The 24,917-nt window shown below is 34.4% G+C and carries 21 protein-coding genes and 1 pseudogene; 16 read left to right on the plus strand and 6 right to left on the minus strand.

Features of this window, described 5'->3' with window-relative positions:
* Positions 1–105: 105 nt before the first annotated feature.
* The 14 genes and pseudogenes from P5P87_RS00890 to P5P87_RS00955 all read left to right on the plus strand — a co-directional run bounded on the left by P5P87_RS00890 (position 106) and on the right by P5P87_RS00955 (position 20,153).
* Positions 106–4,038: a two-component regulator propeller domain-containing protein gene (locus P5P87_RS00890; RefSeq protein ID WP_278021189.1), complete on the plus strand. Its 3,933-nt coding sequence runs from the start codon at positions 106–108 to the stop codon at positions 4,036–4,038.
* Between the two features lie 637 nt (positions 4,039–4,675).
* A complete protein-coding gene (locus tag P5P87_RS00895; RefSeq protein ID WP_278021190.1) occupies positions 4,676–5,851 on the plus strand; it encodes a cadherin repeat domain-containing protein in 1,176 nt (391 codons plus the stop codon).
* The gene (locus tag P5P87_RS00900) at positions 5,736–6,074 is read left to right on the plus strand and encodes a hypothetical protein (protein WP_278021191.1); all 339 of its coding nucleotides are present in this window, start codon (positions 5,736–5,738) and stop codon (positions 6,072–6,074) included. The genes P5P87_RS00895 and P5P87_RS00900 overlap by 116 nt, the downstream gene beginning before the upstream one ends.
* Positions 6,075–6,324: 250 nt before the next feature.
* Positions 6,325–7,536: a TonB-dependent receptor plug domain-containing protein gene (locus P5P87_RS00905; RefSeq protein ID WP_278022841.1), complete on the plus strand. Its 1,212-nt coding sequence runs from the start codon at positions 6,325–6,327 to the stop codon at positions 7,534–7,536.
* Complete coding sequence (locus tag P5P87_RS00910; protein WP_278021192.1) at positions 7,505–9,154, plus strand: SusC/RagA family TonB-linked outer membrane protein; 1,650 nt, start codon at positions 7,505–7,507, stop codon at positions 9,152–9,154. The genes P5P87_RS00905 and P5P87_RS00910 overlap by 32 nt, the downstream gene beginning before the upstream one ends.
* A gap of 11 nt (positions 9,155–9,165) precedes the next feature.
* Positions 9,166–9,777: a RagB/SusD family nutrient uptake outer membrane protein gene (locus P5P87_RS00915; protein ID WP_278021193.1), complete on the plus strand. Its 612-nt coding sequence runs from the start codon at positions 9,166–9,168 to the stop codon at positions 9,775–9,777.
* On the plus strand, positions 9,722–10,768 hold the full coding sequence (locus P5P87_RS00920) for a RagB/SusD family nutrient uptake outer membrane protein (RefSeq protein WP_278021194.1): 1,047 nt from the start codon (positions 9,722–9,724) through the stop codon (positions 10,766–10,768). The genes P5P87_RS00915 and P5P87_RS00920 overlap by 56 nt, the downstream gene beginning before the upstream one ends.
* Before the next feature lies 1 nt (position 10,769).
* On the plus strand, positions 10,770–12,407 hold the full coding sequence (locus tag P5P87_RS00925; RefSeq protein ID WP_278021195.1) for a glycoside hydrolase: 1,638 nt from the start codon (positions 10,770–10,772) through the stop codon (positions 12,405–12,407).
* 235 nt (positions 12,408–12,642) lie between these two features.
* On the plus strand, positions 12,643–14,226 hold the full coding sequence (locus P5P87_RS00930; protein ID WP_278021196.1) for a glycoside hydrolase: 1,584 nt from the start codon (positions 12,643–12,645) through the stop codon (positions 14,224–14,226).
* 80 nt (positions 14,227–14,306) lie between these two features.
* Complete coding sequence (locus P5P87_RS00935; protein WP_278021197.1) at positions 14,307–16,271, plus strand: glycoside hydrolase family 2 TIM barrel-domain containing protein; 1,965 nt, start codon at positions 14,307–14,309, stop codon at positions 16,269–16,271.
* Entirely contained in the window at positions 16,219–16,680 is a 462-nt protein-coding gene (locus P5P87_RS00940) for a DUF4982 domain-containing protein (protein ID WP_278021198.1), read from the plus strand. The genes P5P87_RS00935 and P5P87_RS00940 overlap by 53 nt, the downstream gene beginning before the upstream one ends.
* Before the next feature lie 166 nt (positions 16,681–16,846).
* On the plus strand, positions 16,847–17,743 hold the full coding sequence (locus P5P87_RS00945; RefSeq protein ID WP_278021199.1) for a glycoside hydrolase family 27 protein: 897 nt from the start codon (positions 16,847–16,849) through the stop codon (positions 17,741–17,743).
* Positions 17,698–18,216, plus strand: a complete 519-nt coding sequence (locus tag P5P87_RS00950; RefSeq protein ID WP_278021200.1) for an alpha-galactosidase — start codon at positions 17,698–17,700, stop codon at positions 18,214–18,216. Before P5P87_RS00945 ends, P5P87_RS00950 begins: the two co-directional genes overlap by 46 nt.
* Positions 18,217–20,153, plus strand: a pseudogene (locus P5P87_RS00955) (glycoside hydrolase family 43 protein). It begins immediately after the preceding gene.
* A gap of 75 nt (positions 20,154–20,228) precedes the next feature.
* Here P5P87_RS00955 and P5P87_RS00960 read toward each other — a convergent pair.
* The 3 genes from P5P87_RS00960 to P5P87_RS00970 all read right to left on the minus strand — a co-directional run bounded on the left by P5P87_RS00960 (position 20,229) and on the right by P5P87_RS00970 (position 21,367).
* Complete coding sequence (locus P5P87_RS00960; protein ID WP_278021201.1) at positions 20,229–20,561, minus strand: YegP family protein; 333 nt, start codon at positions 20,559–20,561, stop codon at positions 20,229–20,231.
* A 145-nt stretch (positions 20,562–20,706) separates the two neighbouring features.
* Positions 20,707–20,853, minus strand: coding sequence for a DUF1349 domain-containing protein (locus P5P87_RS00965; RefSeq protein WP_278022850.1), 147 nt, complete (start codon positions 20,851–20,853; stop codon positions 20,707–20,709).
* Positions 20,837–21,367 (minus strand): DUF1349 domain-containing protein, encoded by a 531-nt coding sequence (locus tag P5P87_RS00970; RefSeq protein ID WP_278021202.1) that lies wholly within the window; start codon positions 21,365–21,367, stop codon positions 20,837–20,839. Before P5P87_RS00970 ends, P5P87_RS00965 begins: the two co-directional genes overlap by 17 nt.
* Before the next feature lie 226 nt (positions 21,368–21,593).
* Between P5P87_RS00970 and P5P87_RS00975 the strand changes: the two genes are divergently transcribed.
* Both P5P87_RS00975 and P5P87_RS00980 read left to right on the plus strand, forming a co-directional pair.
* Positions 21,594–22,073, plus strand: a complete 480-nt coding sequence (locus P5P87_RS00975) for a hypothetical protein (protein ID WP_278021203.1) — start codon at positions 21,594–21,596, stop codon at positions 22,071–22,073.
* Complete coding sequence (locus P5P87_RS00980; protein WP_278021204.1) at positions 22,018–22,338, plus strand: response regulator transcription factor; 321 nt, start codon at positions 22,018–22,020, stop codon at positions 22,336–22,338. Before P5P87_RS00975 ends, P5P87_RS00980 begins: the two co-directional genes overlap by 56 nt.
* Before the next feature lie 75 nt (positions 22,339–22,413).
* Here the strand turns inward: P5P87_RS00980 and P5P87_RS00985 are convergent, their stop codons facing one another.
* From P5P87_RS00985 to P5P87_RS00995, 3 genes are all read right to left on the minus strand, one after another.
* On the minus strand, positions 22,414–22,944 hold the full coding sequence (locus P5P87_RS00985; RefSeq protein WP_278021205.1) for a DUF2911 domain-containing protein: 531 nt from the start codon (positions 22,942–22,944) through the stop codon (positions 22,414–22,416).
* A gap of 159 nt (positions 22,945–23,103) precedes the next feature.
* Entirely contained in the window at positions 23,104–24,504 is a 1,401-nt protein-coding gene (locus tag P5P87_RS00990; protein WP_278021206.1) for a glycoside hydrolase family 2 protein, read from the minus strand.
* Positions 24,479–24,886, minus strand: coding sequence for a hypothetical protein (locus P5P87_RS00995; RefSeq protein ID WP_278021207.1), 408 nt, complete (start codon positions 24,884–24,886; stop codon positions 24,479–24,481). Before P5P87_RS00995 ends, P5P87_RS00990 begins: the two co-directional genes overlap by 26 nt.
* Between the last annotated feature and the right edge of the window lie 31 nt (positions 24,887–24,917).

The following is a 24,917-nucleotide window of genomic DNA, read 5'->3' on the forward strand; positions in this document are numbered from 1 at the left end:
CTCATTTTGAAGCCTTTTGTTCTATATTTTCTATTCTTATTAGGGTTTTCTTCTTCCCTACATGCACAAGATTACCCCATCAAATTCCTTGACATATCAGACGGTTTGTCTAACAATTCCATAATTACAATTTACCAAGATAAAGAAGGGTATATGTGGTTTGGAACCTACGATGGCTTAAGTCGATATGACGGTTATAATTTTAAAGTTTTTAGAAACAGAATAAACGATAAAAAATCACTTTTGTTCAATACAATCTACAATATTGAAGGTGATTCTAGAAATAATATTTGGGTAGGAGGAACAAGCGGAATCTGTATTTACGATAAAACAAAAGCGTCTTTTCATACCGTTAAGTATACGTTGTGGGATGATAAACCAAAAGTGCTTCAAGATATTATACATCAAATGCGTTCGGTTTCAGATAACTTAGTTTTAGTCGCTTCGCAGAAATTAGGTTTACTGGCTTTTGAAAATGGTTCTTTTATAGGGAAACATATTCCTTTAAATGCATTAGGAAATAGAATTACGATTTCTAATTACGATGCCATTGCAATTCAAGAAAATAAAGAGAAATCGGGATGTTGGATATACGTTCGCAATGTTGGAGTTTGTACTTATGATTATAAAGCAAAAGACTTAAAAATTGTTTTTCCGCTTTCGATAGGAGTAAAAGCGATGAAACTTTCTTCTGATGGAAATCTTTTATTAGGAACCGACGAAGGACTTTTTTTATTAAACACAAAATCGGGTTCGATTTCAGAAAATTATTTTTCGAATAAGTGTAGCGTTACTGATGTTTTGGTGGATAAAAAAGGAATAACTTGGGTGACGACAGACGGATGCGGAATATTTTACATTAATCCAAATACTAAAAAACTTCTGCCTTATAATGAACAATTAGCCAAAAGCAATTCGGTTTGGAGTCTATATGAAGATAAATCGGGTAACAAATGGTTTGGCTCGCTTCGTGGCGGAATAAGTATGTTGAGCGATACTCCAAAGTATTTTAAAAGTATTCGATATAATGCTAAAGATCCTGCCGACAATTTTATTTTATCTTTTTGTGAAGACGAAAAAAAGAATGTTTGGGTAGGTACAGACGGCGCAGGTTTAAAATATTGGGATAGAAAAAACAATTCGTACACCAATTATGGAAATTCGCTTTCCAGTCCTTTTATTACCGGAATTGTTCGCGATAATAATAACGACATTTGGGTTTCTACTTGGGCGGGAGGAATCAATAAAATAAGCAAGAATACGAATAATGTAAAACACTATTCTTGTTATAATTCTCATACAAAGCAAACCGAGAAAAATATCTGGTTTGTATTTAAAGATTCAAAATCAAATATTTGGGCAAGTGCTACAAATGAAGGTTCGTTGTACCTTTTAAATAGAAATAAAGATGCTTTTGAACTTTTTGATAAAAGGATTGATAACCTGCAATGCATAACCGAAACTTCAGATGGAAAGTTATGGGCAGGAAATTACACTTCACTTTTGTCAATTGATAAAGAGACTAAAAAAATCACTAAAAAAGCGATTGGAAATCCTATTAGATGTATTTATGAAGATAAAAATAAAAATCTCTGGATAGGAACTCAAGAAGGAGGTTTACTATTATTTGATAGAAAAACAAATACTTTTAAAAGACAGACTATTGACGATGGTTTGCCTTCTAATACTATTTTAAGATTACTAGAAGATAATGAAGGCAACTTGTGGATGAGTACTTATAATGGAATATGCAGATACGATAAAAGAAGTAAAACCTTCCGTAATTTCTCTGTGAATGATGGACTTCAAAGCAATCAGTTTAGTTTTAATGCCGGAATCAAACTTTCATCTGGCGAATTTCTTTTTGGAGGGATTAACGGATTTAATATTTTTTACCCTAAATCGATAAAAGGCTTCAATCAAAAGAATACTATTTTACTGACTGATTTTTATGTCAACAATCAGTTGATTGAAGAAACGAATGCAGAAGTTGCTACCGATTCTGATAAAATTAAAGAGGTTAGTTTAGAATACGATCAAACGACTTTATCATTAGAATTTGTTGCTTTAGATTACAACAATGCAGACAAGATAAATTACGCTTACTTTTTAGATGGTTGGGATGAGCAATGGAATTATGTGGGACAGACCCGAAAAGCAAATTATTCAAGACTTCCTGAAGGAAAATATACTTTTAAAGTTAAAACAACCAATTTTAAAGGAGGTTGGAATAAAGAGGTCAGTCTCATTTCAATAGAAGTTTTGCCGCCTTGGTACAGAACCTGGTGGGCCTATACTTTATATCTTTTAGCAATTGGCGGATTATTGTTTTTATATCTCGATTACAATAAAAACAAAGAAAAATTAAAATATAAGGTCAAAATCGCTGAGCTTGAAAGCAAGAAAGAAAAAGAGATTGCAGAAAAGCAGTCGTCTATGTTTACTTATATTTCGCATGAATTTAGAACACCACTTTCATTAATCATAAATCCGTTAAAAAAAGCAGTACAGAAAGAAAATGTCGAGAACGGCTCTTCTGGAAGCGATTTGGCTATTGCGCATCGAAATGCCAGAAGATTATTGAGTTTGGTAGATCAACTGCTTTTATTAAGAAAAGCCGAAAATGATGCTGATGCTTTGCGTTTATCTCCAATTAATGTAAATAATCTTTCTAATGAAGTTTATCAATGTTTTGTGAATCAGGCAAAAGATAAAAACATCAATTATAATTTTAGAATTCCAAATCATGAAATTACTATAATTGGAGATTATGAAAAGATAGAAATTTCATTATTCAATTTAATGTCAAATGCTTTTAAATACACACCAATTGGAGGCGAAATCAATCTGACTTTGACAGAAAACGATGAAAAGGTTTTTCTAGAAATATCGGATAACGGAGACGGAATTGATAAGAAAGACATTGATGTTATTTTTGAAAAATTCAAACAGATTAATTCAAAAGTTTCTGTTGGAACCGGTTTTGGTATTGGACTTTATATTGTTAAATATTTTGTTGACAAACATAAAGGATCTGTAACTTGTAGCAGTGAAGCTGGAAAAGGAAGCACTTTTAAATTGGCATTTTTAAAAGGAAACAGTCATTTTGAAGATGTAGAAATTACCAATGAAAAACCGCAAAGAAGCCAATTATTTGACGAATTAATTCCTGATGAAATAGAAGAGCCAATTTCGACAGCAACAACTTCAATTGCAGATAGCGATTTCAAAAAGACAATGTTAACCGATAAACGCACTGTTTTAATCATTGATGATAATGCAGAAATTCGAGCTTATCTAATTAAGCTTTTTGCTGATAGTTACATTGTTTATAGCGCAGAAAATGGCGAAGAAGGTTTAAAAATGACTAAAAAACATATGCCAGATCTTGTCATTAGTGATATTACTATGGAAGAAATGGATGGTTTAGAATTATGTCGAAGAATAAAAGAAGACAACACCTTATCGCATATTCCAGTTATTTTATTGACAGCATCTAAAAACCCAGAAACGCATTTGCAAGGAATTAATGAAGGTGCAGATGATTATATCACCAAACCTTTTGACGATGATATTCTTACGGCTCGTGTTGAATCTTTACTAAGAAATCGTCATAATCTACGCACTTATTTCTTAGACAGTATTACATTAAAAGAAAACACGCAGAAAGTTCCGGTCGAATATCAGCAGATGCTTAAAAAATGTATCGAAATTGTTGAAGCTAATATTCATAAAAAAGATTTTACAATTCGAACTTTCGCCCTAGAAATGGGAATGAGTCATAGAACGCTTTATACCAAAATCAAAATTATTTCTGGGCAAACTTTAAATGCTTTTATCCGTTCATTGCGAATTAGAAGAGCAGCGATGTTGATGTTGACTGAAGATATGAACATCACACAAGCAAGTACAGAAGTTGGATTTGAAGATCCAAAATATTTCAGACAGCAATTCGTAAAACTTTTTGGGATGACTCCTTCAGAATATATAAAAAAGTATAAAACGTCATTTAATTCTGACTTGAATATTATCAAATAATGCAACTAACATTATTTTATTACTGCATTATTTTCTTGTTTTTTTTAAAATCAATTAAAATCTTCTATTCAACTTAAACGTTTTAGCTGAAAAAATGCTGTTTTTTCAATAATTATAAATTTCTCAAAAATACTGTCTTATTTTTTAATAGTCTTTAAAATTTATTTCAAAATAATAGTTAATTGCAATTTTGACCTCCTTTTTTTCCAATTTACCCCTCCTTAAAAGTGTTATTTAAACATTTCTTTGCGGTAATAGCAATCACGAATTAGATTATTGCTGTTAGTTATAAGTGTTAATATCAAGATAGTTTGTTATCTGTTTAAAGAGGTGAGCACTCTTTAAATTTTAGATCAGTAATGATTGGTTTGCGTTACTTATCAGCCCGCAGTTTAAAAAAAATAAACTGCGGGTTAATTAAAAATGACACTTATATAACCTGAAGTAAAATCAAAAAAAAGGAAATATCTAACAATTAACCAAACTCAATAGAATATGAAAATGACCACTTAATTATGTAATGCTGTTTTTTTTCTGCCTCAGACAAAAAATAGTAAAACCTTGAATAACCTACAAAATTAAAACAAGCTTTCATTTTAGAAAGAAAACTAACTAACCTAACCTTAAAACTAAAGAAATGAAAAAAAATGTATTTTTATTTTTTCTTGCCCTTTTTGGCTTTCTTGTAACCGGATGTCAAAATAATGAATCAGGATTTCCAAGTTCTGATAATCCTACGGTGGTAGTTTCTACAAAAGAGATTTATGGAGCTCCGAGTAGAAAATTTGAAATCAAAGCCGCACTTGCAGACGATTTAGGATTAAAAAGTGTAGAAATTCAAATTCCAGAATTATCACTAGATAAAGTAATTAGCTTTAAAACAGATCCGCTTTTAAAAACTTACGATTTAAGTTACTTTTTTGAAGTTCCTGCAAATAGAGGAACTTCTGAATCTTTTAAAATAAAATTGGTAATTACAGACGTTTCTGGAAATGTTGTAAACGAAGAAATCAATTTACGCCTTGATGGTGAATTTGCACCGCCAAGCATTACAATGATAACACCAAAAGAAGGTGCAGTTATCTTGTTGTCTACAAGTAATGAAATGCCAGTAAATTTTGTCGTAAACGACGATTCAGGAATTGATTATATACAAGTAAAATGTGAGGCTCTTGGCATTGACGAAATGATACAGTTAACAGATTCTCCTCAATCTTATACTTTCAACAAAACTTACACTTTGCCTGTAACTGCTGCAGATTATGTATTAACGATTACTGCAAAAGACAAATTTGCAATTCCGAATACAGGATCATTAAACGTAAATATTGTAGCAACAAACGAATATCCTGCAATTTATTTATGCGATCAGCCAAAGGGAACAAACCTAACGACAGATGCAGTGGGAGTTCCAATGTATTTCCATGAGAAAGACGGACAAGATTTCGAATTTAAATATTATGCTGACAAAGACAACAAAGAAGTTTATTTCTTAGGTCAAGAATCAGATTTTGCACCGCATTGTTTTGGTTTAAATGCAGCTGGAGAATTAGTAGATGATGTGACTTCAACAGCAATTATTTTACCTACAAAAGGATATTATAAGATTAAAGTAAATCCAAATACACTAAAATATACTGTAGAAAAATATACACCAACAAGCAAAGTTTGGGCAGATGTTGCAAACGGTTTATGGCATGATGATGCTTGCACAAAGAAAACCATTCGTAAGTGTTTGTGGTGGCGGAATCGACGGTGCAAACTGGGATACATGGAATGCTTGGGTAGTTACAAAACTTCATCTAGCAAATAATGCAAGCAATCCATATCAATTAGTTGGAGAATATACTTTGACAGGAACTCTAGAAGCAACTTTTACAGGACAATGGTGGGATCCATCTTGGAGGTTAATCAAAAATGGTATTGCAACAATGTCGCCAGGAGAAAACGGAAATGCTAAATATCCTGCAGCGCCTGGAGTTTACAAAGTAGTTTTAGATACTGAGTTGGAAAGAGTATTTATAACAAAAAAATAGTTGGTTATAACCTTGTTGTAACATTTAACAAATAAAACAGCTTAATATGAAATTTAAATATATAGGATTTTTTATTGCCCTTTTGTGTACTGCTGTATCTTTTGGACAAATAAAAATAAAAGGTACTGTTAAGGATAAAGCCAATGTGCCGATTCCGGAGTGAATGTAATGGTGAAGGGAACTTCAACATCTGCAAGCAACTGATTTTGATGGAAATTATGTAATCAATGTTCCAAATAAAAATGCACAAATCGAATTTTCATTCGTTGGTTTTACTTCTCAAGTTGTACCAGTTGGAGATAAAACAGAGATTAGTGTAGTAATGCAGGAAGCTAGCCAAGCATTAGATGAGATAGTTGTGGTAGGTTATGCGGCGGTTAAAAAGAGCGATGTAACGAGTTCGATATCTTCTGTAAAAGGAAAAGAATTGCAAACTATGACTGTTGGTAACGTTGCCGAATCACTTCAAGGAAAAGTTTCTGGGGTGCAAGTAACAGGACAAGGTGGTCCAGGTGCACAGCCAAGAGTTTTAATTCGTGGTATTTCGACTTTAAACTTAAACACAGATCCGCTTTACGTAGTTGACGGAATTCCGATGGGAACGAGCATTAATTTCTTAAGCAATAACGAAATTGAATCTTTGGAGGTTTTAAAAGATGCTTCTGCAAGCGCAATTTATGGTTCTCGTGCTTCGAATGGAGTTATTCTGATTACAACTAAAAAAGGAAAAGTTGGAAAAACTAGATTCAACTTTGATTTGAGCTCTGGTATGCAGATAATGAATAATCCTTACAATATGGCAGACGCCGAAGGTTATGCAAGAATAATGAACACGGCTTATAACAATTCAGGTTATTCAGATTATCTTCCGAATCCTTCTCAATACAGAGGAAAAACAACAGATTGGTGGAAAGCAGGAATTAGAACTGGAACCCCTGTTACAAATGCTTCATTAGGTGTAACTGGAGGTTCTGATAAACACACTTACGCTATAAGTTTAAACTATTACGATTCTGATTCAATGTATGGTGTTGGAGGTTGGGAAAGAGTTACAATGAGAATCGCAAATGATTTTAAATTCACAGATAAATTCTCAGCAGGAATTACTTTAAACCCTCGTTATGAAACTTGGGGAGCGCCAAACAATTGGGCAGATTTTGATAAAATTGATCCAATTACGCCAATTTACAAACCAGCAGACCAGTTAAGCGGAACTGAAAATGAATACAGCATTTATGCAAGATCTCCTTCTTACGTATGGAATCCAGTTGCTGCCGTAAAACGTTATGATGATTATACCAATAAGTACAACTTAAATACGAACGGATATTTACAATACGAACCAATCAAAGGTTTAGTATTTCGTACACAAGCGTCTATTGAAGTTGGAGATGAAACAAGAAATAAATTTACGCCCGATTTTGTAATTGATGCAAGCACACGAAAAGCAAGAAATCAATAGTGTTGAAAAATGGAATACTACAAATGTTGATTGGACTTGGCAAAATACCATTACCTATTCTAAAAAATTTGCAGAAAAACACAACGCTTCTTTGATGATTGGTAACACAATGGAAGAATACAATGGAAATAATCTTTGGGGTTACGGTGAAGGTGTTCCAAACAATTCAGATTCAATGAGAGAGCTAAATGCGGCTACTAAAAACAAAGACAGTAAAGGTAACAGCTGGTCTAGTTCGTTGATGTCTTATATTTCTCGTTTTTCTTATAACTACGATGGTAAATACTATTTCACAGGAACATTTAGACGTGATGGTTCTTCTAAATTCATGACCAATAACAAATGGGCAAATTTCCCTTCGGCATCGGTTTCTTGGAGAATTTTAAACGAAGGTTTTATGGAATCTGCAAAAGATGTGGTTAGTGATCTTAGATTAAGAGCTGGATGGGGTAAAGTAGGTAATCAAGGTTTGCCAGATGCGGTTTACCAATCTAATATCGGACAAAATTATTATACAATTGGTGGCGAAGTAGTAGATACTTCTTATCCGTCTTCAATGGCAAACAAAGACATTAAATGGGAAACGGTAGAAGATATGAGTTTCGGACTTGATTTCGGATTTTGGAAAAATAAAGTTTCAGGTTCATTGGAATATTATCAAAAAGAAACCCACGATATGTTGTTCTTAAAACAGTTTCCAACTTACAGCGGATTTCCAGGATATTCAACTATGTGGACAAATGTTGGTTCTATGAGATCAAGCGGTATCGATTTATTGCTTTCTTATAAAGATAAAAAAGGCGATTTCTCGTATGGTGTAGACTTGACTTTTACAACCGTAAATGTTGAAATGCTGACGCTTTCTGCTGATGGCGAGAAACTATACGGATCTGGAAACAGAACTTTGACTGTAAAAGGCGATGTGCCAGGATATTTCTACGGATATGTTGCCGATGGATTATTCCAAAACCAAACAGAATTAAACTCGCATACAGATCAACACGGAACCAAATTACAGCCGTATGCACAAGTAGGAGATGTTCGTTTTAAAGATGTAAACGGTGATGGAAAAATTGATGAAAAAGACAGAACAAAAATTGGTTCTCCTTGGGCAGATTACAATGTAGGTCTGAATTTAAACTTTGGTTATAAAAACTTTGATTTAGTTGCTAATTTCTATTCTAGCATTGGAAACGAAATTGTAAACCAAAACATTTCAGATTTATATAATGGAGCAAGTCTAACAAACAAAGTTAGCGGATTAGAGCAAATGGCTTGGCATGGTGAAGGAACTTCAAATTACATTCCGCGTTTATCAAAAGATGATAACAACGAAAACTTTACCAAATTCTCTTCTCTTTATGTTGAAGACGGTTCTTTCGTTCGTATGAAAAATTTACAGTTAGGATATTCTTTCTACAACAAATTTGGTTTAGATAAATTAAGAATTTCATTGTCTGGACAGAATTTATGGACATGGACAAAATACACAGGAGTTGATCCTGAAGTAGCCGGAGGAGATCCTGATAAAGGAGACAGAGTAAAAGGATCAGGTTTTGGAGGATGGAACTATCCAGTACAGCCAACAATCTTGATGGGGCTTAATGTTGCATTTTAATCAAAACGATCATGAAAAAAATTATAGTATCAATCATAGCTTTCTCTTTGTTTTCAGCTTCTTGCAGTGATTTCATCGAAAAAGAGCAAAGAGGAACCCAGACTTTAGAGAACTATTTTCAAACAGTACAAGAGTGTGAAAATTATACCAACGAATTAACAAAAAGGTTATTGCTTCCTAACGACTGGTGGACATTAGTAGCACCAAGAGTAACGAACGAGATGTCAACCGATGACGCTTGGATGGGAAATACCGGACAGGACAGTGGTGCGCACAGACCTGCTTCACAGTATCTAATTACTCCCGATAATATGGGAGATATGAACAGTATCTACACAGCACATTATTACACCATTCAATCGGCAAATATTGGTTTAGAGAGAATGGCTTCATCGCCACTTACAGATGCGCAGAAAAACCAATATATGGGAGAATCCTTATTCGTACGTGCTTATTGCTACTACGAATTGGTAAATCTTTTTGGAGGAGTTCCCTTGTATACAAAATCTTTAGGAACAGGAGATTTAACTTTAGAGAGAAGCTCTGCGGCAGACGTATATGCGCAAATTGAAACAGATCTTAAAGATTCGGCAACAGAAATTAGAAAGCGCTCCTGTAAATAAAGATGGTAGAATAAACAAATGGGCAGCTTATGCTTTATTAGCTCGTGTTTCATTGTTTCAAGAAAAATGGGCTGAAGCTAAAACATATTCAAACAAAGTAATCACTGAAGGACCTTTTGCGCTTGAGGCTGATTTCTTAAATATCTGGAATGTAAACAACCATAACGGAATTGAATCGATTTTAGAAGCACAATCTTCATCAGTTCAAAATAGAGATTTAGGTTCTGCATTACCAACTTTAGCGGGAGCAAGAGGAGAAGACAAAAAGAATTTTCCAAGTAATGATGCCGCTGATGTTTTAGACGGATGGGGATGGTGTATGCCAACGAGCGATTTAGAAAATGCTTATCTTTCTGAAAATGACGTAATTCGTCGCAGAAGTACCATTACAAAATGGGGAGAAGTCGCTTACGGAGATGAGGTTTTAAATCCAACTCATAAATTCAGTTTAAACGATAACAAATCAGGACGTATTTGCCGTAAATATTACATTCCAATTGCAACACGTCGTTCATTAGATAAAAAAGACGGTCACTTGCCATTAAATATTCCGTTGATTCGTTTAGCAGAAATGTATTTGACAAGAGCAGAAGCAAATTATCACTTAGGAGGAGATGCTTTAACAGATATCAATGTAATTAGAGCTCGTGTAAAATTAGATCCAAAAACAGGAATTTCTGGACCAACTTTATTGAAACAAATCTACAAAGAGCGTCGTTTAGAATTGGCTTTTGAAGGGCTTCGTTTATTTGATATCCGTCGCGAAAAAGATCCAACAACAGGAAGACCAGTTATCGAATCTTTAATGGGACCAAACGGAACCTTTGTAAAGTATAATTTGAGTTCTACTGACCCTTATGAAACAACCAATTTGAGAGAACCGCAAGACAAAGGAATCAACTTTGACCCTTCTAAGCACTTATTATGGCCAATTCCACAATTAGAAATTGACTTAAGCGGTAATTTAATCAAACAAAATCCTGGTTATTAAGATGAGCATCTTTAAAGGAAATAAAGTAAGTCTGCTGTGTGCAGGCTTGCTTTCTGCAAGTTCGCTTTTTATGAGTCGCGATTCTGATAAATCTGATAGCTCGAGTTCAGAAAGTGGCACAGCAGCATTGAATATTAGTTTAGATATGAATCTTCAAACAATGGAAAGTTTTGGAGCTTCGGATGCTTGGCAATGTAATTTCATTGGAAAAAATTGGCCTACTGATAAAAAGAATAAAATAGCAGATTTATTATTCAGTCAAGGTGTAGATGCAGACGGAAATCCAAAAGGAATCGGTTTATCATTATGGCGTTTCAATCTTGGAGCAGGAAGTGCAGAACAAGGCGAAGCAAGTGATATTACCGACGAATGGAGAAGATCGGAATGTTTTACTACAGATGGAGTTTCGTATAATATGACAAAACAAGCGGGTCAGGTTTGGTTTATGAAAGCCGCAAGAGAACGTGGCGTAGATAAACTTTTAGCTTTTGCCAACAGTGCTCCAGTTTATTTAACTCAAAATGGAAAAGCACATGCTACAATCAAAGAATTTTACAATTTAAAAGATGGCAAAATGCCCGATTTGGCCGATTTTTGGACAACATCTTTAGATAAGCTAAAAACAGAACACGGCTTAACAATCGACTACGTGAGTCCGTTTAATGAACCGCAATACGAATGGGATGGAAGCGGGCAGGAAGGTTCTCCGTCGACAAATGCCAATATTTACAGTTTTGTCAATATCCTTTCTCCAAAATTACAAGCGAAAGGACTAGAAGCCAAGATTGTAGTTGGAGAAGCAGGAGCTTACGAACCATTATACAAGACTGTTTCAGGAAAAGAAAGCAGATCCAATCAGATTGATTACTTTTTTGCAACCAATTCTACTAAAAACATCGGCAGTTTAAGCAATGTAAAAAAGACAATTTCTGGACACAGTTATTGGCAGGCATGGCCATTAAGTGAAATGATTTCATCAAGACAAGCTGCCGCTGCGAAAATTCAGTCTGTTGGTGGAGTTAGTCTTTGGTCATCTGAATATTGCGTTTTAGAAAGTCCGGGAACTGCAGAACTTCCAGGCGGTGCTGGTTCAGGAAGAGATTTAGGAATGTCATTGGCACTTTGGACAGCTCGTATTATTAGTACCGATATTGCCGTTGGAGGTGTAACGTCTTGGCAATGGTGGACAGCAATTAGTCGTGGCGATTACAAAGATGGTTTAATTCATGTTGATGATGGAGCAAGCAATGGAGCAGGAAATGCAGATTACTGTAAAAATGACGGTTACATCAGAGATTCAAAAACACTTTGGGCTTTAGGAAACTTTTCTTTTTTCGTAAAACCAGGAATGGTGAGAGTTCAGATTCCAAGCATCGATAATTCGACAGCATTAAATGATGTAATGCTTACAGCTTATAAAGATGCTACAAATAAAAAATTGGTAATTGTTGCGGTAAACATAAGTAAATCAGCAAAAGCTTATAAATTGAATCTTGCAGGCGGAACAGTAACAGACAACAAATTAACCCCTTATATTACTTCTGAAACAATGAGCTTGAAAAAAGGAACAGCGGTTGATATTTCTGGCCTTGAAATTCCAGCCAGATCAGTAGTAACTTATGTTGGAACATATAAATAAGTTGCTAGATTCTAAGTTTTGAAAGATAAGTAGTATTGTGTGCAAACTTTGTCAAAGTTTTAAACTTTGACAAAGTTATTAACCACAAACTTGTCATCCCGACGGAGGAGGGATCTCCACAAATAACTCGACAAAGTAATGAGGGCTTGGTTGATTTATTTACGAAGATTTCTCTTTCGGCGAAATGGCAAAAGACGATAACAAAAATTACGTCAACACGAAAAATAATAATTAAATGAGAAAAATATATATCTCGCTTTTATTGGTAACAACTTCAATGTCATTTGCACAGCGAACGGTTACTATTAGCACAGATAATGTAGTGCAAACCATGGATGGTTTTGGAGGCTCTGATGCTTGGAGAACACAGTTTGTGGGGAAAAATTGGCCTGAACAGAAAAAAAATGCCATTGCAGATTTGCTTTTTAGTAAAGAAATAGATGCACAAGGAAATCCAAAAGGAATCGGACTTTCGATCTGGCGATTTAATCTTGGCGCAGGGAGTACAGAACAAGGAGAAAACAGTAAAGTTTCTGACGAATGGAGAAGAAGCGAATGTTTTCTGAATGCTGACGGGACTTATGATTTCTCAAAACAAGAAGGACAAAGATGGTTTTTGCAGGCGGCTAAAAAACGTGGAGTAGAAAAGTTTCTTATTTTTACTAATAGTCCTCCAGTCTATATGACTAATAACGGATTATCTTTTGCCTCTCAAAAGAATAAACTGAATCTAAAAGATGGTGCAATTCCAAAATTTGCCGATTTCTTAGTTCAAAGTATTCAAGGATTGGAGAAAAAAGAAGGAATCAAATTCGATTATGTTAGTCCGATTAATGAACCGCAATGGGAATGGATGCCAAAACACGGAGATACAAATAGTCAAGAAGGAACACCAGCAACCAATCAGGAAATATATAATTTGACCAAATCACTTTCAGAAAAATTGAAGGCTAAAAAAATGAGTACTGAGATTGTAATTGCAGAGGCCGCTCAAATCGATTATTTGTATGAAAATGTAAATTCAGAAAACCGTGACAATCAAATCGATTATTTCTTTGGAAATACCAAAACGAATGTGACCAAGTTTTCAAACGTAAAAAATGTAATTCTCGGGCATAGTTATTTTACAACATGGCCAGTTGAAAGACAGGTTTTAAGCCGAAAATTAATTGCTAAAGAAGTCAAGCAAAAACCGGGATTAAAATATTGGCAATCGGAATACTGTATTTTAGAAAACCCAGGAGAAGCTGAAATCCCTGGCGGTTCTGGCGGCGGAAGAGATTTAGGAATGCAGACTGCTTTGTTCGTTGCTCGTTTAATTCATAATGATATTGCGGTTGCCAATGCAGCTTCTTGGCAATGGTGGACATCAATAACAAGAGTAGATTACAAGGATGGTTTAATTTATTTAGACGATGGAAAAAGTAACGGCGGAACTGCTCCAGATTATGTAAGAAATGATGGAGAATTTCACGATTCAAAACTGCTTTGGGCCTTAGGAAATTATTCGCTTTTTGTTCGTCCAGGGATGTTGAGAGTTGATATTCCAAACCAAAACGAATTAGACAAAGCAAATGATGTGATGCTAACAGCTTACAAAGATATTCAAAGCAAAAAACTGATTGTAGTAGCAGTAAACTGCGGAAAATCGGCGCAAGAATACAAATTTGATTTATCAAAAGGAACTTTAAAAAATAACGAGTTCACACCTTACGTAACTTCTGATACATCAAATCTAAAAAGAGCCGAAGTTCAGAAAAATGGAAATCTAGAAATTCCTGCAAGATCTGTAGTGACGTTTGTTGGAGAGTTGCAATAAACTTGAAACAAAAAAAATAATTAAATAAACAAAAGAAGCTTAGACTCTCAGAATCTTAGCATCTTAGAACCTTAAAAAAAATGATTACAAAGAAAACCTTAATCCCCGTATTACTCTTTTCGTGTCTATCTGCAAGCAGTCAAATATCGTTTGGAGATTCTAAGAAAATAAATGACAACTGGAAATTCAATCTTCAGGAAACTCCAGAAGCAAAAAATAATGTATTTGATGATAGTAAATGGCAACAAGTAAATGTACCGCACGACTGGAGCGTAAAAGGCCAGTTGAGTCCAACATTAGCAAGTTGCACAGGTTATTTGCCTGGCGGAATTGCTTGGTATAGAAAATCAATTAATATTCCGCAAACCAAATCTGGAGAAAAAGTCTATTTGTATTTTGAAGGAGTTTATAATAGAAGCGAAGTTTTCATCAACGGGCATTCTTTAGGAAAACGTCCAAACGGATATATTTCTTTTGCTTATGATGCAACAGAGTTTGTAAAATTTGGTGGAGAAAATACAATTTCGGTTCGTGTAGACCACAGCCAAAGCGCCGACTCAAGATGGTACACTGGATCTGGAATTTATAGAAATGTGTGGTTGGTTTATGCCAATCCGGTTCATATTGCACAATGGGGCGTTTACGCTTATCCAGAGGTTAAAAAAGGAGCAGGAACTTTGAATGTTGAGGTTGATGTAGAGAACGGATCTTCATCAAAATCTGCTTTAACTGTTGTAAATGAATTATTTTCAAAAGACGGAAAATCGGTCGCAAAATCATCTTCAAAAGTTGATCTCGTTGCAAAACAAAACGGGAAAATTTCAACAAAATTAAATGTCAAAAATCCGCAATTATGGGACTTAGACAATCCGAATTTATATGAACTGAGAACAACAGTTTTAAAAGACGGAAAAGAAATTGATAAAACAGTAACACAAACAGGTTTTAGAAACTTCACATTCGATCCAAACAATGGTTTTGCCCTTAACGGAAAATGGATGAAAATGAAAGGAGTCTGTTTGCACCACGATGCTGGAGTTTTAGGATCTGCAGTTCCAAGAGAAGTTTGGAAAACGAGATTAAAAACGCTGAAAGAAATTGGTGTAAATGCCATTCGCACAAGCCACAATCCGCAAGCGCCAGATTTCTATGAACTTTGCGACGAACTAGGATTGTTGGTTTTAAACGAAGCGTATGACGAATGGGAATTTCCAAAACGTAAATGGTTAGAAGGCTGGAACTATGGGACACCGGGATTTGAAGGTTCATTTGATATTTTTGCAGATTATGCCGAAAAAGATCTTGAAGATTTTGTACGTCGTGACAGAAATCATCTTTCTGTATTTGCATGGAGTATTGGTAACGAAGTAGATTATCCAAACGATCCGTATTCTCACCCAGTTTTAGATAAAGGAAAAGACGGTTTTGGGCAAGCGACTTACGGTGGTTATAAACCAGATGCGCCAGATGCCATGAGACTTGGAGCAATTGCAAAACGTTTGGTCGCTGCAGTAAAAAAATACGACAAATCAAGACCGACAACTGCTGGTTTGGCTGGAGTTGCCATGTCTAACGAAACAGAATATCCAGGAGCTTTAGATATTACAGGATATAATTATACCGAAAGCAAGTACAAATCAGATCACGAAAAGTATCCAAAAAGAGTGATTTATGGAAGTGAAAATGTTCATGATATGGAACCTTGGTTGGCAGTAAAAAACAATAAGTTTATTTTCGGTCAATTTCTTTGGACAGGAATCGATTATTTGGGAGAATCAGGAAGATGGCCTTCAAGAGGATTTTATTCTGGTTTAGTTGATTTTGCTGGAGTTATCAAACCCCGTGGTTATTTCCGTCAATCATTATGGTCAGATCAACCAATGGCATATTTAGGAACTTATCCTTTGACAAACGAAAAAGACATTTCTAAAGATGCTTGGGCAATTTGGAATTATGAAAACGGACAAAAAATTCGTGTGGTTTGTTATACCAATGCTTGCAAAAGCGCGTTTAGAATTAAACGGAAAAGTAGTGGGAGAAACTAAATTGTATGACGAAAAAACCGGAATTATCTATTGGGATATTCCGTTTGCTTCAGGAAAATTAGAAGCAGTTGGTTTAGATAAAAACGATAAAGAAGTAAGCCGTTTCGCCATTAATTCAACACAACAGCCAGTTGAATTAACAATTGCTGATAAAGACATTACAATTAGCAAAGACAAAGGCGTAGCGAAAATTATGGTTCAGGTAAAAGACCAAAACGGCCTTCCGGTAATGCTTTCAGACAATGAAGTTACTTGTACGATTAACGGTGCGGCAACTTTGTTAGGATTAGAAGCAGGAAATAACAGCGACATGACTGATTACACAGATAACGTACAGCGTGTATTTCACGGACATATTGCAAGCATATATTCAGGCAAATGGAGATTCTACAGCGCCTATAAAAGTTAAATTTACAAGTCAGTGGTTAAAGCCTGTTGAGGTTACTATTAATGTGAAATAAAGTATCAATCTAAAAACCTAACAAGTTTTTAAAAACCTGTTAGGTTTTCTTTACGTTGGTAACAATAAAATTTCATTATATTTAAAGTGTAAAAACCACACATAACCAAACACAATGAAAATTACAAACTTACTTACGGTAACAATAGGAGCTTTTTTTCTATCTGTTGCAACTAACGCGCAAAAGAAAACGTTTCAAAAAGAAGAATTCAAACAATGGGCTCAAACCCCGCCAATGGGCTGGAATAGCTGGGATTGTTACGGACCAACAGTTGAAGAACATGAGGTAAAAGCCAACGCCGATTATATGGCAAAAGAGTTGAAGAAATTCGGTTGGGAATACATCGTAGTCGATATCAGATGGTTTGTTGAAAATGATAAAGCAGGAGGATACAACCAAACAGATCCACGTTACGTAATGGATCAGTACGGAAGATATTTGCCAGCTGTTAACCGTTTTCCTTCAGCAAAAGATGGACAAGGTTTTAAGCCTTTGGCAGATTATATTCATAAAAAAGGATTAAAATTCGGAATCCATATTATGCGTGGCATTCCTAAAAAAGCAGTCGAAGATAAACTGCCAATTAAAGGAGCAAACGGAATCACTGCAGATCAAGTTTATTCTACAGCATTACAATGCGAATGGCTGAGAGACAATTATACTGTTGTAGCAGACAAACCAGGAGCACAAGAATATTATGATTCTATTTTCGAATTGTACGCGCAATGGGGAGTAGATTTTATAAAAATAGATGATCTATCAAGACCATATCACGAAGGCGAAATCAACTTAATAAGAAACGCAATCGACAAATGCGGACGTAAAATTGTTTTAAGTACATCGCCTGGAGAAACACCAATCGAAGCAGCGCCTCACGTAACTACACATGCTAATATGTGGCGTATGGTTGATGATGTTTGGGATACATGGCCTCATATTACGCATTTAATGGATGTAGCTCAAAAATGGTATCCGCACATTGCACCGGAACATGGCCAGATTGCGATATGATTCCGTTAGGACGTATTTCAATTAGAGGAGAAAGAGGTGAAGACCGTATGACGCGTTTGACAAAAGACGAACAATATACTTTGATTACATTTTTTAATATTTTCAAATCGCCATTGTTTTTTGGAGGAGATTTGCCAAGTAATGACGCTTTTACATTATCATTATTGACGAATAAAGAAGTCGTAAAAATGCACAATCAAAGTACTGATGTAAAACAGCTTTTTCAAAAAGACGGAAAAATTGCTGTCACTTCAAAAAATCCAAAAGATGGCAGTGTTTATCTGGCTTTATTTAATATTTCTGATAACGGTTCACAAAAAGTTTCAGTAAACCTTTCTGATTTAGGAATTTCTGGTTCGGCTGAAGTTTTGAATATGTGGACAGGCGAAAAATCAAAAACTACATCAAATGAAATTGGAACTGATTTAAAACCTCACAGTTCTATTTTATATCAATTAAAAAGTAAAAAATAAATGAAAAGAATATTTTTTTGTCTGATATCATTACTAAGCCTTTCCACTTCTATACAAGCCCAGAATTCAGCAAAAGGAGTTCCGCCTGTTATTGCCGAAAAAGATTTAACAGCTTATTTATTTGTTTATTTTATAGGGAATAAAGTCGAAGAAGAAGCAGTTAATTATGCTGTAAGCAGTGACGGATATCATTATTACGCGCTTAACAATAATAAACCAATTTTAGATAGTAAAGCAATCAGTTCGACAGGAGGAGTTCGCGATCCGCATATCTTACGCGGAGACGATGGCAAAACATTTTACATGGTTCTGACCGATATGACTTCTTCAAAAGGTTGGGACAGCAACCGTGCAATGGTTTTATTAAAAAGTACTGATTTAGTAAATTGGAAAAGCAGTATTGTCAATATCCAAACTACATTTCCAGGAAATGAAAACTTAAAACGTGTTTGGGCGCCACAAACTATTTACGATGCAAAGGCTGGAAAATACATGATTTACTTTAGTATGCAACATGCTGGAGGTCCAGATAAAATTTATTACGCTTATGCGAATAAAGATTTTACTGCCTTAGAAAGTGAGCCAAAATTATTGTTTGTTCCAAAGTCAGGAAACGCTTGTATTGATGGTGATATCATTGAAAAAGATGGAGAATATCACCTTTTTTATAAAACAGAAACCAATACGCCTGGAATCAAAGTGGCAGTTACAAAAGATTTGACTTCTGGAAAATGGATTGAAAATGATAATTATCTGCAACAGACAAAAGATGGAGTAGAAGGTTCGAGCGTTTTTAAACTGAATAATTCAGATGAGTATATTTTGATGTACGATGTGTACACTAAAGGAAGATATCAATTCACAAAAACGAAAGACCTAGAGAGTTTCAGTGTAATTGATAATGATATTTCAATGGATTTTAATCCGCGTCATGGAACTATTTTACCGATAACTCGTTCTGAATTAAAAAGAATTACTGATAAATGGGGAACACCTGCAAAACTTCCAAAAGTAAATCATAACCCAGTTCTGGAAGGCTATTATGCAGATCCTGAAATTTTGTATTCTAACAAAACAAAAAAATATTACATCTATCCAACAAGCGACGGATTTGATGGCTGGTCTGGATATTATTTCAAAACCTTTTCTTCAGATAATTTAGTGGATTGGAAAGATGAGGGGATTATTTTAGATCTAAAAAAAGATGTTCCGTGGGGAAATAGAAATGCTTGGGCGCCTTGTATTGTTGAGAAAAAGATAAAAGGAAAGTATAAATATTTCTACTATTTCACAGTTGCGCAAAAAGTTGGAGTTGCCGTTTCTGACAATCCAACAGGACCTTTTAAAGACAGCGGAAAAGCAATTGTAGCAACAAGACCAGAAGGAATACACGACGGACAAGAAATTGATCCAGATGTTTTCACCGATCCTAAAACAGGAAAAAGCTATTTGTATTGGGGGAATATGTATATGGGAGTGGCTGAGTTAAATCCTGATATGGTTTCTTTAAAACCTGGAACGCAGAAAGTTATTGCTGTAAATCCTTCATTTAGAGAAGGAACTTATGTAATCTACAGAAACGGAAAGTACTATTTCTTTTGGAGCGAAGACGATACGAGGAGTCCAAAATACAAAGTGAGATACGGAATTTCAAATTCTCCGACTGGACCGCTTGAAATTCCAGAAAACAATATCGTAATTCAAGGAAAACCGGAAGAAGGCATTTATGCAACAGGACACAATTCGGTTTTACAAATTCCGAACAAAGACGAATGGTATATTACGTATCATAGATTCTCTTATCCAACCGAATAAAAATGGGAGACGCAGGAGGTTTTCATCGCGAAGTCTGCATCGATAAATTAGAATTTAATGCAGATGGAACCATCAAACAAGTTGTTCCAACTCATGCTGGAATTGAGGCTTTGAAGAAGTAATTTCAAAATTTAATTTTCAATAAAAAAGCTGTTTCTAAATTAATAGAAACAGCTTTTATCTTTTATAAATATGTCTTAAGCCGTTTGATCGTCAATAGTAGCTTCAGGAGCATTTTTCTTTACAGATTCAATTCCGTTTTCTCTAGCAACTACACTTTCGTACATTTCGCTAGAACCAATAATCTGACCGTTTCCAGCTTTTAAATTGAAATAAGGTTTTCCGTTTTTAGCTTCTTTTCTGTCGTAACGATTATCGTCAGTTGCGTTATTTTTTACAGATTCAATTCCATTATTACATGCCGCTTTTGTAGTGTAGCCTTCGCTTGTTAAAATAGTCTGGCCATTACCAGCTTTTAAATTGAATTGAAACTCACCGTTGGTTCTAGTAGTGATTACAAATTTTCCCATGTAGTTTATTTTTAAAGTTAGGTAATATTAATTTTGCTTTAGATAAAAATACAAAACTTAGTAATATAAATCATACGTCAATTTGAAAAAATAATTACTTTAATGATAACAATTTGTTTTTATTAAAGAACTTAAAATAGCAAACTTAGATTCCTAAACGAAAATCAGAAACACTTTTTTCTTCCAGATTAATTTCCTCAAAAATACTTTGAGTTCCTTTATCTACAGGACATTGAGTGCTAATTCCCATCCAGATTTCTTTTGGGTAGTTGTTTTTATACAAACGAACCATCTGCCAGTTCTTTTTTATCTAACGAATAATAACTTGCAACCGTTTTAGTGTCAGAAGAGATTTTCATGTAAACAGAAGGCTGTTTTACCACATCATGATTGTTATCATCAGAAGTTGTCATTGTGCGAACCGTTACAATTCTGTGATTGCCTCTTTCGTCTTGCTCAAAACAAAATTTTTGATAGAAACTGTCATTGACATAAATATATAAAACACCAGCATTATACAAACCTTTTTCTGTAAACTCAGGCGTAACTTTTGCGGTAAGCGTAAAAGGTTTTGTATTGTCTACTTTAGATAAAAGCATTGGCGCGCTAGTATTAGACAATTTTCCGTCTGGATCAGAAAAGTAATCTGATTTTTCACCAGCTTTAAAAATTACTTTTTCATTTGCTTCAGTCTTAATTAGCGAGTCAGCACCATTTACTGCTTTTGTAAAATGGATAGAAGATAATTTGATATCACACGGCGAACCATTTACAAATGCAGAATCTGTTTTTGTTTCTTCTTTCATTGTTGTTTTTGCAGTTTCATTTTTAGTATTGCAGACTCGTTAAAGCCGAAAGGCTAAGGATAATAATAGCATTGTAAAAAAATGTTTTCATAGATTATTTTTTTGGGATAGAAAGTAATATTTTTAATTTTCCAAAAATAGAATTGCTTCAAAGAAGGGGCAATACGTAAAATTAACCAATTATACTTTCTAAATGCCACAGAATTCTTCGATCGAAAACCAATTAATGACTACATTTTTAGAACAAAAATTTGAAATTGGAGAATCTAATGATATCGAAATGTATAAACAATTCGTCATCAATTATGTCAAAATAGAACAATGTGTAGCTGTTTTATCCGATTATCAATCCGACAAAAGTTATATCTATGCAGGTAGTTTCGGTTCGATTTTTGGACTTCCAGACGAAAATTCTGAAATCGATTCTGCTTTTGAAGAATGTATTTTCACTAAAATCAATTCAGAAGATTTGGTGGAACGTCATGTTTTAGAACTCAATTTTTATCAGTTTTTAAAAGAGATTCCGAGAGAAGAATATAGCAATTACAGCACTTTGAGCCGTCTTAGAATGAAAGATTCTATCGATAAAATTACCTATATAAATCATCGAACGATTTATTTAAACACGTTTAATAACGGAAGTATTTCGCTTGCATTATGCTTGTATCTGCCATCAACAGATTTGCAGACCTCGTACAGGAATTGAAGGAAAGATTTTTAATATTAGAACAGGTCAAGTAATTGAATCTGAAAAGTATAAAAACAATACTGAAAATATACTTTCAAAGAGAGAAATAGAAGTTTTGACCAGCGTTGCAAAAGGAAACAAAAGCGAACAAATTGCGACCGAAATGCACATTTCGGTTTATACTGTAAGACGACACAGACAGAATATTATCGAAAAATTGAAAGTAACCAATACGGCAGAAGCAGTTCAGACTGCTTTTGTAATGGGAATTATTTCGCTGTAAAAATTATTGAAGAAGCTATAAACAAAAAAAGAGACATCTTGCAATGTCTCTCTTGTATTTAAAATATTCGATTTGTTATTTAATCGTAATAGGTAATTCAACTGTTGTTTTATCCCAGCCAATAACTAAATTAGCAATATTACCTTGAGCTGTAAATGCAATAGATAAAGCTTCAATAGTTTCGCTTACAGATTTAACAGGAACAGAAACTCTCACTACATCTTTGCTTTCGTCATAAGCATAACTACCCCATAAATCTAATTCTTTATTGATAATGATAGTCCATTTGTCTTTTTCAGGAATAGCAAATAAACTATAGTATCCTGCAGGAACTTTTTTACCGCCAATAGTTACCTCTTTGTAGAATTTGATTTCTGTATTTTCGTTAGCACCAACTCTCCAAACTTCACCAAATTTTACAACATCGCCAAAAATAGTTCTTCCTTTTGCAGTAGGTCTTGCATAAAGAACTTTGATAACCGGATTTGGATTATCTGTTTTTTTGAATTTAACTGCTTTGTTTGGGAAATAAGAAATATCAACAGGACTATTGTCTAATGGAGCAAATTTCACCACATCTTGAGCCTGAACTGTAAAGGCAGACAAATAGCGTAACTGCCAGTAAATAAAATTTTTTCATAGGATTACAATTTTTTAGAATAACTACAAAGTAAGTTAATAATGAAGAAAAATCATATAATTTACAGTCTGTTTTTTGTTAATGAATTGGTAATAGGCCATATAATTTATTATTCTTTTTTCTTCTTAGCGTACCAATTCTGCATAATATAAAATGCTTTCTTCTTTTTCGCCGTCATTCGAAATTAAACCTTTTCGATTGTAACCGTCCTGAATTCCTGGAAGCAATCTTTTTGGAGATCTGAAATCAACCAGAATCCAAGGGCTTGTTCCGCTGAGGTGTGGAATCTTTTCAATCATTTTTAAATTCTGAATGTATAAGTATTCCTGATATTCCTCTGTCCAGCGTTCGTTTTTTTCTCCGTGTAAACCAGCTTTAGCATCGCCTCCAAATTCAGAAACAACAATAGGTTTATTGTATTTAGATTTCCAAACTATTTTTTCAGCATCTTCTAGATTTCCGCCGTACCAGCCCAAATACTGGTTGAAAGCCACAACATCTAAAACTTCACCAATTGGATCGTCAATCGTTTCTTTTTTGGTCAATAAAGCCGCACTGATTAATCTTGTGTTGTCTAATGATCTAGTGTGTGAAGCTAAATTTTTAATGAATGTATTTCTGGCATCCGAAATTGGCGTTTCATTTGCCATTGACCAAATAATAATGCTAGCTCTATTTTTATCTCTAATGATAGAAGCCGTTAATTGATCTTCGGCATTTTGATAGGTATTTTTATTTGTAAATTCTACTGTCCAATACACCGGAATTTCTTCCCAAACCATTATTCCCATTTTATCGGCTTCGCGAATAATATTTTCGTTGTGCGGATAATGCGCCAAACGAACATAATTGCAACCTAATTCTTTTGCCCAATTTAACAAACGCAAGGCATCTTCGGGAGAATTAGCACGTCCGCCTTTTGCATTTTCTTCATGAATAGAAATACCGCGCAAAAAGATTGGTTTTCCGTTTAGCAAAATTTTATCTTCTTTGGTTTCGATAGTTCTAAAACCAATTTGATCTTTTAATTTTTGTCCGTTAAAATCAATCGTTACGTCATACAATTTCGGATTTTCAGGAGACCAGTACGAGATTTTTTTAGCAGGAATTTCGAAATTTAAAATTCCCTGAGCATTTGCTTTTTCTTTAAAATTGATTTTTAATTCTGGAATCGAAATCGAAACATTGTTTTGTGAAGCCTGTAAATTATTGATCTTGATAAAACCAGAAATAACATTTGAATTGCCTTTTTTCAGTTGAATAGTATAATCTTCTACAAAAGAAGCTTCTTCTTCAATTAAAGTTACATCGCGCGTTATTCCGCCATAATTCCACCAATCAGTATTCACCGTTGGAACATCTTCTTTATGGCGCGTGTTGTCCACTTTTATAACGAGATAATTGTCTTTTGGCTGTATAACAGAAGTGACTTCGTAATTAAATGGAGTAAAACCGCCTTCGTGCGTTCCTAGTTTTTTTCCATTTAAATATACATCAGCTTTATAATTGATAGCTCCCAAATACAAAAACAAACGCTTTTTTAGCTCCCAAATTATAATCGAAAGATTTTTTGAACCAGACATTTCCTTCATAATATTTCAGTTCTGTAACCTGCGAATTCCAATCGCCTGGGATATTGATTGTAGGCGATTTATCAAAATCATATTCTACTAATTCCTGTTTGTTTTGAGCATGGTAATTTGTAAAAAAAGCTCCTTTTGCTGGCTTTTCACTTTTGTCGTATTGGTCAAGGTGAAAACTGTAAAAGCCTGTTTGGTATGGATCTATAATATAATTCCAAACTCCGTTTAAAGAAGTGGTATTTCGGTTTGGTACATTCGAGATTAGATTTTGCGCAGACGCCAAAACGGAAGAGGTTAGGAGTAGTGCGGTTAATAGTTTTTTCATTTTTTGTATTAATTTGTTTTGTAATTGTATT

It is taken from the genome of Flavobacterium ginsengisoli (assembly GCF_029625315.1).
Lineage (GTDB): Bacteria > Bacteroidota > Bacteroidia > Flavobacteriales > Flavobacteriaceae > Flavobacterium > Flavobacterium ginsengisoli.

What these genes read in the sequence shown, in the direction of transcription:
- P5P87_RS00895 (WP_278021190.1), top strand. Translation starts at nt 4,676, where the DNA reads ATGAAAAAAAATGTATTTTTATTTTTTCTTGCCCTTTTTGGCTTTCTT.
- P5P87_RS00900 (WP_278021191.1), top strand. Translation starts at nt 5,736, where the DNA reads ATGATGATGCTTGCACAAAGAAAACCATTCGTAAGTGTTTGTGGTGGC.
- P5P87_RS00910 (WP_278021192.1), top strand. Translation starts at nt 7,505, where the DNA reads ATGCAAGCACACGAAAAGCAAGAAATCAATAGTGTTGAAAAATGGAAT.
- P5P87_RS00915 (WP_278021193.1), top strand. Translation starts at nt 9,166, where the DNA reads ATGAAAAAAATTATAGTATCAATCATAGCTTTCTCTTTGTTTTCAGCT.
- P5P87_RS00925 (WP_278021195.1), top strand. Translation starts at nt 10,770, where the DNA reads ATGAGCATCTTTAAAGGAAATAAAGTAAGTCTGCTGTGTGCAGGCTTG.
- P5P87_RS00930 (WP_278021196.1), top strand. Translation starts at nt 12,643, where the DNA reads ATGAGAAAAATATATATCTCGCTTTTATTGGTAACAACTTCAATGTCA.
- P5P87_RS00935 (WP_278021197.1), top strand. Translation starts at nt 14,307, where the DNA reads ATGATTACAAAGAAAACCTTAATCCCCGTATTACTCTTTTCGTGTCTA.
- P5P87_RS00940 (WP_278021198.1), top strand. Translation starts at nt 16,219, where the DNA reads ATGCTTGCAAAAGCGCGTTTAGAATTAAACGGAAAAGTAGTGGGAGAA.
- P5P87_RS00945 (WP_278021199.1), top strand. Translation starts at nt 16,847, where the DNA reads ATGAAAATTACAAACTTACTTACGGTAACAATAGGAGCTTTTTTTCTA.
- P5P87_RS00950 (WP_278021200.1), top strand. Translation starts at nt 17,698, where the DNA reads ATGGTATCCGCACATTGCACCGGAACATGGCCAGATTGCGATATGATT.
- P5P87_RS00960 (WP_278021201.1), bottom strand. Translation starts at nt 20,561, where the DNA reads ATGGGAAAATTTGTAATCACTACTAGAACCAACGGTGAGTTTCAATTC.
- P5P87_RS00965 (WP_278022850.1), bottom strand. Translation starts at nt 20,853, where the DNA reads ATGGTTCGTTTGTATAAAAACAACTACCCAAAAGAAATCTGGATGGGA.
- P5P87_RS00970 (WP_278021202.1), bottom strand. Translation starts at nt 21,367, where the DNA reads ATGAAAGAAGAAACAAAAACAGATTCTGCATTTGTAAATGGTTCGCCG.
- P5P87_RS00975 (WP_278021203.1), top strand. Translation starts at nt 21,594, where the DNA reads ATGACTACATTTTTAGAACAAAAATTTGAAATTGGAGAATCTAATGAT.
- P5P87_RS00995 (WP_278021207.1), bottom strand. Translation starts at nt 24,886, where the DNA reads ATGAAAAAACTATTAACCGCACTACTCCTAACCTCTTCCGTTTTGGCG.